Origin of the sequence: Streptomyces sp. NPDC057743 (assembly GCF_042798755.1) — a bacterium.
Classification (GTDB): domain Bacteria; phylum Actinomycetota; class Actinomycetes; order Streptomycetales; family Streptomycetaceae; genus Streptomyces.
The window spans coordinates 175,147-185,774 of the sequence record NZ_JBHVJX010000019.1 but is presented as its reverse complement, the minus strand read 5'-3'; the positions used below and the strand labels follow the sequence as shown (position 1 = coordinate 185,774).

Sequence of the window (10,628 nt, the reverse complement as noted above, 5' to 3'; positions counted from 1 at the left end):
AGACATCACACCGCTGAGGCCGTCCTGAACCTCCGCTGCCGGACGCACTCCACCCGCAACACGTCGACTCGGGACACGGAGAGTGCGCGCAAAAACGCGTGCGAGCAGTACACCGCCGGCCGGCCGCGCCCCGCCGGCGCCAACGCCGCCCCGCACACCCGGCACCCACGCCCCTTTTCCACACGCCCCGCCCCCATCCGACACCCCGCAAATACTGTGACGTAAAGCCAACTTGGCAGTCACAGAGCCTAATACGACGCCATGGCCATTGGTACGTTCGTAACGTACGGCCCCGGAGGCGCCCTCGCCCCGGCCGCGCCGTCCGTCCCTTTTTCCCTTCCTCCTCAAGGAGCGCCATGAAGTACGACGTCCTCCAGATCGCCGGCATGGCCCTGTTGGTGATCTCCGCCCAGGCCGCTGTCCGGCTGCTCCTCGACCACGACAACACCGGTCCGCTCGGCTGGTTCGGCGCCGGCTTCCCGGTCCTGCTCACCGCCTATCTCGCGGTGACCGCCGTCGGCGTGCTGCTCACCGGCTGGTCCCACACCCGCGCCAAAGCGCTCGGCCGCCGGAAGTGATCCGGCGGCCGAGCGCGGGCGGGGGAGCGGGCGGCGTCAGCCCACGTGGACCCGTGGCCGGTGTCGCAGATCCGGCTCGGCCCGCCGCAGCACCTCGCGGGTGACCGGGGCGACCTCGCCGTCACCGAACACCAGGAACCGCAACAGATGGCTGAACGGATGGCCCTCGGTCCAGTTGAAGTAGATGTGCGGCACCTGGCCCGTCCGCTCCCGCAGCCGCATCAGCACCGCCGCGATGGTGTTCGGCACACCGGCGCCGGCCACCCGCAGAATCCGGGTCCCGTGCCGCTCCACGCCGTGCACGTGCAGCTCGGCGGAGAAGTCCGACGAGTCCTCGACCAGCACCTCAAGGAACAACACCGGCCCACCGTCGGGGATATGGGTCTCCTCGCGCTGGCTGTACTCCTTCGCCCGGTAGTCCTCCTCGTTCCGCTCGTCCGGCTCGTTGGCGATCACCCGCAGCGGGCCGGCCGCCATCGCCTCCTCGATCAGCCGCTCCGCGGTCGCGTCGAACACGACGTCCGCGGCGCGCAGTTCGAAGGCCCGGTGCACCCGCGAGGCGAACGACGTCAGCAGGATGCCGACGATGAAGAGCAGCGCGATCTTCAGGCCGTCCGGCCGCTCGATGACGTTGGTGACCAGGGTGTACCCGAAGACCAGGGTGATCGCCCCGAACCCGATGGTCGCGCCCCGGTGCCCCCGGTGGCGCGCGGCCACGGTCGAGGCGAACGACGCGGACAGCATCAGCACCAGCACGCCCGTCGCGTACGCGCCGCTCTGTTCGTCCACGCTGGCGTCGAAGACGATCGTGATCACGAACGCGATGGCCAGGAAGATCAGCACCAGCGGGCGCACCGCGCGGGTCCACTCCGGGGCCATGCCGTAGCGCGGCAGATAGCGCGGCACGAGGTTGAGCAGCCCGGCCATGGCGGACGCCCCGGCGAACCACAGGATCGCGATGGTCGAGATGTCGTAGACCGTCCCGAACGCCTCACCGAGGTTCTGGTGCGCCAGATACGCCAGCGCCCGCCCGTTGGCCGCCCCGCCGGGGGCGAACTCCTTCTGCGGGATCAGGATGGTGGTCGCCAGACTGGACAGCAGCAGGAAACCGCTCATGATCAGCGCGGCGGTGGTCAGCAGCCGACGGGTGTCCCGGATCCGGCCGGCCGGCTTGGCCGGATCGTCCCCGGCGCCCCCGCGCACCTGCGGCATCACCGCCACCCCGGTCTCGAAACCGGACATGCCCAGCGCCAGCTTCGGGAACACCAGCAGCGCCACGGCCACCATCGCCAGCGGCGAGGAGTGCTGCGCGGTCGCCGCGTCCCACCAGTTGCCGATCGCGATCGGGTGCGACAGCACCTGCGAGACCGACGCGGCCAGCACGACGACGTTGAGCAGCAGGTAGACGCCGACCAACGCCACGGCGATCCCGATCGCCTCCCGGAACCCCTTGAGGAACACCGCCCCCAGCGCGGCGAGCAGCAGCAGCGTGATCCACAGGTTCGCGCCGTGCAGCGCGGCGGGGGCGAAAGGATTCTCCACGACGTGCGCCGAGGCGTCCGCCGCCGACAACGTCATCGTGATGACGAAGTCCGTGGCGGCGAACCCCAACAGCACCAGCACCAGCAACTTCCCCGCCCACCAGGGCAGCAGCCGCTCCAACATGGCGATCGAACCCTCGCCGTGCGGGCTCTCCCTGGCCACCCGCCGGTACACGGGCAGCGCGCCGAGCAACGTCAGCGCGATCAACACCAGGGTGGCGAACGGCGACAACAGCCCGGCCGCCAGCGCCGCGATGCCCGGCTGGTACCCCAGCGTCGAGAAGTAGTCGACGCCCGTCAGGCACATCACCCGCCACCAGGAGTGTCCCTTGTGCTCGGCGGGCGGCGTGCCGTGCGGTCCGGGGTGCCGGGCCGCCTGTTCGCTCAGCCCGTCCAGCAGCCAGGACCGCCACCTCGGTGCGGCGACAGCGGGCGGTGGAGTGGGGTCCACCTGGGTACTGGTCATACGGCCACGTCCTGCCGATCGTCATGCGTGCCGCCGACTGCCGTGCGCGGCCGGCGGGTTGGCTCGGTTGATGGGGTTGGGGGTGTGGGGGGAGAGGCGTAGGGGGAGCAGCGAGGTGTGCCCGGCGCGCGCGTCGCGGGCCCGACGAGACGCGGGCCCGGTAGGTCGCGGACCGGGTGAGGAGCACACACGAGTCCGCTAAGGGTCGATTCCGCCCAACTCGCCACCTCTTGTTGTCGCCTGTCGCTTCCCACCTATGTCGTCCCCCGGGAACCCCCGGGCAACGAGGTGCGAGTATGCAACACGCTTCCGCGCGCCATCCCCCCAGGGGCGCGTCCAGGGGCATCCCGCGCCCTCCCGTGTCCATCCTCCCGGCGTCAGGGCCGCGTCAGAAACCCCTCGCCCGCCATACGCGCGGCGTTAAGTTCCGCGCCGAACCACCCCCCGGCCCCCCAACCCGCGCACCCTGACACCAGCCCCCGCTCATCGGGCCCCCACCCGCGCGCCCCGCCGCCCCGCGCATCGCCGTCGGGGCAAGGCCCCAGGAGGTGTTCCCATGGCCGCGCTCCACCACCCCGTCCCCGCCCACCCGCCACCCGGCACAAACGCCCCGACCGCCGCACTCGCCCCCCACACCCCGCGTTTCCCGCGTCCCGCCCCCCGAGGACCGCGCCTCCTCGCGGGGCGGTCGGTGCGGGTGGCGCCGACCGCCGACCTCGGGCGCGATCTCGCCCTACCGGTCGGCGCCGCCGCCTCCGCGGTCGCGGTCACCACCCTGCTGGTGACCGGTCAGGCCACCCATTTCGCCTTCTCGCTCGCGGCGTTCGCGCTGCTGACGGCCGCCATCGCCGCCGCGGCCCGGCCCCGCGTGGTCCCCGCCGTCCTCCTCGTCTCCTGGATGTTCTTCGACGGCTTCGTGGTCCACCAGCACGCCGAGCTGGGCTGGCAGCAGACCGACCGCACGAGCTTGTGGATCCTCGCGGGCGCGGGCCTGGCCGGCGCGGTCTGCGCGGCGGCCGCGCGCGCCGCACGAACCCCGCGAGCCCGGCGCCCAGACGCCGACTGACCCGACCGCCCGGCGGTCAGTGGTGGCAGTGGTGGCAGTGGTGCCGACGGCCGCGGGCGCACCGCGCGGCGAACGGAACGGGACAGCGGCGGGCCTTGGGGGAGCTCGGCGTGGCGAGGAAGCCCAGGCCGATGCCCAGCATCCAGGTGTCCTTGGCGAGCGGGATGCCGTTCTGGGTGGGGCGGAGGCTGCCCGGTTCGCGCATGCCGGGCAGTCGCAGGTAGAGGCCGACCAGGCCGCCGGCGAAGCCGGTCAGGGCCAGGCCCGCCAGCCGGGTCGGGACGAACGGGGCGAGCAGCGCGCCGCCGATGGCGATCTCCGAGGTGGCCAGCAGCCGCGTGAACCGTTCCGCCGGCAGCTTCGACAGGAACGGGTACGCCGCACACGCCATGCCGTGCACGGCCTCGGCGGTCTCCTGGTCGGCACCCCACTTGGTCAGCCCGGAGTTCAGGATGAACGCGCCGGTGGCCAGGCGAGGGGCGATGTCGCGCGCTTCGGGCACCTGCATCATGGCGGCCTCCTTCAGCCAGAGCGGAGGGGAGGGGGCACGGACGGGCGCCGTGGTGGGACGGGGGCGACGCGCGGGTGCGTGGCGGGGGTGGTCCCGGGCCGGCGGGTGGTCCCGTGGGTGGCCCGTTGCCCTTCGAACGAGGTTAGCGAGGGGCGGGTGGGGCTGCATCCGGTGCGCGGGGGCCCGGTGGTCAGGGGGTCGGGTCGTCCCACTGGGCGAGGAGGGTGTCGATGCCGCCGTCGTCGGCGTCGCCCGGCGGGTGCGTCGCGTCGAGGGTCTGCTCGGTCCAGATGACCTTGCCGTCGGGGGTGTAGCGGGTGCCCCAGCGCTGTGCGAACTGGGCGACCAGGAACAGCCCGCGGCCGCCCTCGTCGGTGGTGGTGGCCCGTCGCAGGTGCGGGGAGGCGCTGGTGCCGTCGGAGACCTCGCAGATCAGGGCGCGGTCGTGCAGCAGCCGGACGCGGATGGGCTGGGCGCCGTAGCGGATGGCGTTGGTGATCAGCTCGCTGAGGATCAACTCGGTGGTGAAGCCGATCTCGTCGAGCCCCCAGGACTCCAGGGTCCGCATGCAGGCGGAGCGGATCGGGCCGACGGCCGCGGGGTCGGAGGGGACCTCCCATTCGGCGATCCGGTCCGGGGTGAGGAGCCTGGTGCGGGCCACCAGCAGGGCGATGTCGTCGCTGGGGCGTTGGGGCAGCAGGGCCGCCAGGACGTCGCCGCAGGTCCGTTCCGGCGAGCGGTCCGGGCCGCCGCGGGCCAGGGCGGTGCGCAGCAGTTCCAGGCCGGCGTCGATGTCGCGGTCGCGGTTCTCGATGAGCCCGTTGGTGTAGAGCACGAGCCGGGACCCTTCGGGCAGGGTCAGTTCGGCGGTCTCCACGGGCATGCCGCCGCCGAGGCCGAGCGGCGGGGCGACCGGCACCTCGGGGAAGGAGACCGTCCCGTCGGGGCGGGCCAGGGCCGGTCCCGGGTGGCCCGCCCGGGCCAGGGTGACCCGCCCGTCCACCGGGTCGTAGATGGCGTAGAGGCAGGTCGCGCCGGTGATAGCGGCGCCGCTGTCGCCGACCAGGGAGCTCTCCGCGGCGGCCCGCGCCCCGCCCCCACCTGACGCCCCCTCAGCGCCAGTTGCCTCCTCCGCCTCGTCACCCCAACTCCCCCCGCCCCGCTCGTTGGTGCGGGCCTCGTCGGTGTCGATGTGGTTGACGAGCTCGTCGAGATGGCCGAGGAGTTCGTCGGGCGGGAGGTCCAGCGCGGAGAAGTTGAGGACGGCGGTGCGGAGGCGGCCCATGGTGGCGGCGGCGTGCAGACCGTGGCCGACGACGTCGCCGACGACCAGCGCGACCCGGGCGCCGGGCAGCGGGATCAGGTCGAACCAGTCGCCGCCGACGCCGGCCTGGGCGGGCAGATAGCGGTGCGCCACCTCCAGGGCGGACTGCTCGGGCAGCGCGCGCGGCAGCAGGCTGCGTTGGAGGGTGATGGTGGTGGCGTGCTCGCGGGTGTAGCGGCGGGCGTTGTCGATGGAGACGGCGGCCCGCGCGGCGAGTTCCTCGGCGAAGGACAGATCCTCGTCGCCGAACACCTCGGAGGTCTCGGCGCGCCAGAAGTTGACCAGACCCAGCACCACCCCACGGGCCCGCAGCGGGACGGCGATCAGGGAGCGGATGCCGTTGTCGAGGATGCGCTGGGTGTCGTCCGGGTCCTGGGCGCGCCACTTGTGCTCGGCGCGCAGGTCGGGGATGACGACGGCGTGGGCGTCGGCGAGCCCGGCGGCGACGGGGCTGTCGGGGACGAAGCGGATGCGTTCGCCGACGCGGTAGACCGCGGAGTCCTCGGGGACGCCGCGGACCGCCAGCCGCCGCATCGGGGCGGGCCACCGGGTCGGTTCCTCGCCGCGCAGTACCGGCTCCAGCAGTTCGACGGAGACCACGTCGGCGAAGTGCGGCACCGCGATCGCCGCCAGCTCCTCCGCGGTGCGGGCGATGTCCAGGGTGCTGCCGATCCGCATCCCGGCGTCGTAGAGCAGCTTCAGGCGGCGCTGGGCGATCTCGGCCTTGCCGGTGAGCGCCTGGAGTTCGGTGGTGTCCCGCAGGGTGACGGCGGTGCCGGGGAGGCCGCCGTAGGGGGCGGTGGGGCGGATGTTGACGGCGAGCAGGCGGTCGCCGGCCGGGTGCACCTCGTCGGTGGCCGCGCGGCCGGAGGCCAACAGGTCGGCCAGGTCGGGTTCCAGGCCGAGCTCGGTGATCCGGCGCCGCTCGGCGTCCTGGGGGAGGGCGAGCAGCCGGCGGGCCTCGTCGTTGGCGAGCAGCAGCCGTCCGTCACCGCCGATGATGAGCACGCCCTCGCGGACGGCGTGCAGCACGGCGTCGTGGTGGTCGTACATCCGGGTCATCTCGGCCGGGTCCAGGCCGTGGGTCTGGCGGCGCAGCCGGCGGCTGACGAGGGCGGTCCCGGCGATCCCGACGAGGAGGGCGCCGGCGGCACTGACGATCAGCAGCGGCCGCCGTTGCAGCGCCCACTCGTTGGTCCGCTGCACCTTGATGCCGGCCGCGATCAGGCCGACGACCCGGCCGTCGTCGTTCTTGACGGCGACGGTGCTGTCCACGGCGCGTCCGAAGTGGGAGGTGGAGGTGGTGGTGTACGGCCGGCCGTTGAACGCCGGGGCGTAGTTGCCGGGGACGTGCTTGCCGATCAGCTTCGGGTTGGGGTGGGTCCAGCGGATGCCGGACGGGCTGAACGCGACGAGGTAGTCGAGGCCGGCTTCCTGGCGGGCGGCCTCGGTGCGGGGCTGCAGTTGGGCGGTGGGATCGGCGGACTCCATGGCGGCGGCGGTGCCGGGGGCGTGCGCGAAGGCCAGCGCGGCGACGGCCGAGCGCTGCTTGGCCTCCTGGAGGCTCGCCTGTTGGGCCTGGAGGGCGAGCGTCGCCCCGGCCGCCGCGACGAGCAGCACGATGAGCGCGATCTGGAGCACGAGCACCTGTCCCGCGACGCTGTGCACGTTCAGCACCGAGCGAAGACGGCGCCCTACCTCACCTTTTCGCCCGAAAATTTCCATCACTCGCCATATGTAGCACTGTGTTCCCTTGCTGGGCGATCATCTGCGCCGGCGTCATAAGCCTTCCTTTTGGAATGACAAAGCGCCTTCATGAGGGCAAATTTGGTCGGATCTGCGCTGTCGCGGGCGCTGGGCGGGGTGCGTCCTGACCGTCACGGGCGACCCACCGAACGCCGAATCCACGGGGCGTAGCGGTGGCGCGACTCAAGGTAGTCGCACAGGCGTCCGGCGGCGGGGATTCGGGGCAGCGAGCGTTTCCGGCCGGGGGGTCGCCAACGGGCCGTTGCGGACGGCCGTTTCCGGGTCCGACGATCCCGACGTCCCGCATGTTCACCGGCCCTGCGCCGGCCGGTCGGCATGCCGCTGTTGCGCAAGGAGGTCCCAAGTGAACGACCGGATGACGCTCGCCCCGGATGCCGCACGGCAACTCGCCACCACCACCAAGACCACCCCCCAGATGCGCGGCATCACCCCGCGCTACCTGCTGCGCGCCCTGCCCTGGGTCGACGTCGAATCCGGTGTCTTCCGCGTCAACCGCCGCCGCACCTACGTCCTCGGTGACGACCGGGTCAGCACCTACCAGGACGGCGACACCCACCGCGTCATCCCGGGCGACCTGCGCGAACTCCCGTACCTGCGCGAGATGGACGACGCGCTGCTGACCGAACTCGCCGGCGAGTTCACCACGGTGACCTTCGACACCGGTCAACTCCTCGTCGAGAGCGGTGAGGTGACGGAGCGTCTGTTCGTCATCGTGCAGGGCCGGGCGGAGAAGCGGGCGCGCGGGCGGTACGGCGAGGACGCGCTCCTCGAAGTCGTCGGCGACGGCCAGTTCTTCGACCTCGACTCCTGGACCCGGTCCGCGCCGATGCCGTACCGGGTCACCGCGGTCACCCCCGGTACCGCGCTCTGCCTGGACCGCGCCGCCCTCGCCCGGCTCGGCGACCGCGCCCCGGCCCTGCGCGCCGCGATGGACGCCTACCTCGCGGCGGACGGGGTGCTGCCGGGCAGCGAGGTGCCGTTGGACCTCAGCTCCGGGCACAGCGGCGAGCCCGATCTGCCGGCGACCTACGTCGACTACGAGGACGCGCCCCGCGAGTACCACATGAACCTCGCGCAGACCGTGCTGCGCGTCCACACCCGGGTCTCCGACCTCTACAACGGCCCCATCGACCAGACCCGGGCTCAGGCCAACCTCACCGCCCACGCGCTGCGCGAGCGGCAGGAGGCCACCCTTCTCAACCACCCCGAGTACGGCCTGTTCAACAACGTCGCCCCCGGCCAGCGCGTCCAGGCCCGCACCGGCGCGCCCACCCCGGACGACCTGGACGAGCTGCTCACCCGGGTCTGGAAGCAGCCCGGCTACTTCCTCGCGCACCCGCGCACGATCGCCGCGTTCGGGCGGGAATGTACCCGGCGGGGCGTGCCCCCGGTGATCGACACCAACTTCGGCAGCCCGCTGTTGACCTGGCGCGGGGTGCCGCTGCTCCCGTCCGACAAGGTGCGCTTCTCCGGCGGCGCGGAGACCGGCACCACCGAGATCCTGCTGATGCGGGTGGGCGAGGCCGAGCAGGGCGTGGTCGGGCTGCGTCCGGCGAGCGTCGCCGACGAGATCGAACCCGGCCTGGCCATGCGGAACATGGGCGTCGACAAGAAGGGGATCACCTCGTACCTGATGACCGCGTACTTCAACGCCGCGGTCCTCGTCGAGGACGCCCTCGCGGTCCTCCAGAACGTCGAGGTGTCCCGTTACCATGACTACGCCTGACCTGCTGGGATTCCCGTCGACCGGGTCGGGCTCACAGAGCCTGACGGGTGCGACGGGAGTCCCCACCACCGCGGCGCCCGCGCCGGACACCGGCTCCCCGGTGCCCCCGCCCGCGTCCACACCGTCCCCGGAGGCCACCGGCGCAAGCTGGCCGGGCACCACGCCTTCGGGAGCCGCCTCGCCGGGTGCCACGACGTCTCCCGGCGCCGGCATGACGGGCCGTCACTCCTCCCAACAGCCCTCCTTCTCGCCCGAGTTGGCGCGCCGGGACGTGCCGATCCTGCACCGGACCGTCAACGGCAAGCCGCTGGTCTGGCTCGACAACGGGGCCACCACCCAAAAGCCCCGCCAGGTCATCGAGGCGGTGTCCGGCTTCTACGGGGCGGGCAACTCCAACATCCACCGCGGGGCGCACACCATGGCCCGCGAGGCCACCGAGGCGTACGAGGGGGGCCGGACGGCGGTCGCCCAGTTCCTGGGCGCCAGCTCCCCGGACGAGATCGTCTTCGCCCGCGGCACCACCGAGGCGATCAACCTCGTCGCGCAGAGCTGGGGGCGGGCCAACCTCGGCCCCGGCGACGACATCCTCGTCCCGGTGCTGGAGCACCACTCCAACATCGTGCCCTGGCAGATGGTGGCCAAGGAGACCCGCGCCCGGGTGGTGCCCGTCCCGCTGCGCCCGGACGGGCAGATCGACCTCGACGCCTACGCGGACCGGCTCTCCATGCGGACCCGACTGGTGGCGCTCAGCCAGGCGTCGAACGTGCTGGGCACCGTCCCGCCGGTCAAGGAGATGACCGCGCTGGCGCACCGCTACCGGGCCAAGGTCCTGGTCGACGGCGCCCAGGCGGTGGCCCACTTCCCGGTCGATGTCCAGGACCTCGACGCCGACTTCTACGTGTTCTCCGGCCACAAGCTCTTCGCCCCCACCGGCATCGGCGCCCTGTACGCCAAGCCGGAGATCCTGGAGGCGATGGCGCCGTGGCAGGGCGGCGGCAACATGATCGAGTCCGTGTCCTTCGACCGGACCGACTTCGCGCCCGTCCCGCACCGCCTGGAGGCCGGCACCGGGCACATCGCCGGGGTCGTCGGCCTGCTCGCCGCGGTGAACTGGCTGACCGGCTTCGACCGGCCCGCCGTCGCCGCGTACGAGACGGAGCTGCTCGGCTACGCCCAGCAGGCGATGGCCGCCGTCCCCGGGCTGGAGCTGCTCGGTTCGGCGCCCGACCGGATCGCGGTGCTGACCTTCACCCTGGCCGGCCACGACCCGGTGCAGATCGCGGACTGGCTGGACCGCGACGGGATCGCCGTCCGGGCCGGCCACCACTGCGCCCAGCCGGCGCTGGCCCACTACGGCGTGCAGAGCGCGGCCCGCGCCTCGTTGGCCCTCTACAACACCCCGGAGGAGGTGGACCAGCTGGTCGAGTCGCTCCAGCGGCTCCAGAAGTCCGGCTGAGGCGGCGGTTGTACCCGTCGTCCCGCTCAGGTCGATCCGCACCCGCGGCGTGTAGGGTGGGGGGCTGCGAAGGGGAGTAGCCCCGCAAACCGGTCGTCGACACACTGGAACCGCACGCGGTTCCCGGTGGCCGGGCCCACGCAGTCACTGTGCGGGCGGGCGAGACCTTCGGCCCTTTGTCGACGATTCTTCA

General features: G+C 72.7%; 7 protein-coding genes. 4 read left to right on the top strand and 3 right to left on the bottom strand.

Going from position 1 to position 10,628, the window contains the following annotated elements; all coding sequences use genetic code 11:
- Positions 1–356: 356 nt before the first annotated feature.
- A complete protein-coding gene (locus ACFVFQ_RS22915) occupies positions 357–578 on the top strand; it encodes a hypothetical protein (RefSeq protein ID WP_383418951.1) in 222 nt (73 codons plus the stop codon).
- A gap of 36 nt (positions 579–614) precedes the next feature.
- On the opposite strand, the gene ACFVFQ_RS22910 is transcribed toward ACFVFQ_RS22915, so the two are convergent.
- Positions 615–2,585: an amino acid transporter gene (locus ACFVFQ_RS22910; RefSeq protein ID WP_383418949.1), complete on the bottom strand. Its 1,971-nt coding sequence runs from the start codon at positions 2,583–2,585 to the stop codon at positions 615–617.
- A 556-nt stretch (positions 2,586–3,141) separates the two neighbouring features.
- Here ACFVFQ_RS22910 and ACFVFQ_RS22905 point away from each other — a divergent pair.
- Positions 3,142–3,651, top strand: a complete 510-nt coding sequence (locus ACFVFQ_RS22905; protein WP_383418947.1) for a hypothetical protein — start codon at positions 3,142–3,144, stop codon at positions 3,649–3,651.
- Between the two features lie 16 nt (positions 3,652–3,667).
- On the opposite strand, the gene ACFVFQ_RS22900 is transcribed toward ACFVFQ_RS22905, so the two are convergent.
- Positions 3,668–4,162: a hypothetical protein gene (locus ACFVFQ_RS22900; protein WP_383418945.1), complete on the bottom strand. Its 495-nt coding sequence runs from the start codon at positions 4,160–4,162 to the stop codon at positions 3,668–3,670.
- Between the two features lie 190 nt (positions 4,163–4,352).
- Positions 4,353–7,163 carry a SpoIIE family protein phosphatase gene (locus ACFVFQ_RS22895; RefSeq protein WP_383418943.1) on the bottom strand — a complete coding sequence of 937 codons (2,811 nt, stop codon included), beginning with the start codon at positions 7,161–7,163 and terminating at the stop codon, positions 4,353–4,355.
- Positions 7,164–7,596: 433 nt separating this feature from the next.
- Between ACFVFQ_RS22895 and ACFVFQ_RS22890 the strand changes: the two genes are divergently transcribed.
- Both ACFVFQ_RS22890 and ACFVFQ_RS22885 read left to right on the top strand, forming a co-directional pair.
- The gene (locus ACFVFQ_RS22890) at positions 7,597–8,979 is read left to right on the top strand and encodes a family 2B encapsulin nanocompartment shell protein (protein WP_383418941.1); all 1,383 of its coding nucleotides are present in this window, start codon (positions 7,597–7,599) and stop codon (positions 8,977–8,979) included.
- Entirely contained in the window at positions 8,966–10,435 is a 1,470-nt protein-coding gene (locus ACFVFQ_RS22885; protein WP_383418939.1) for a SufS family cysteine desulfurase, read from the top strand. The genes ACFVFQ_RS22890 and ACFVFQ_RS22885 overlap by 14 nt, the downstream gene beginning before the upstream one ends.
- The last annotated feature ends 193 nt before the right edge of the window (positions 10,436–10,628 follow it).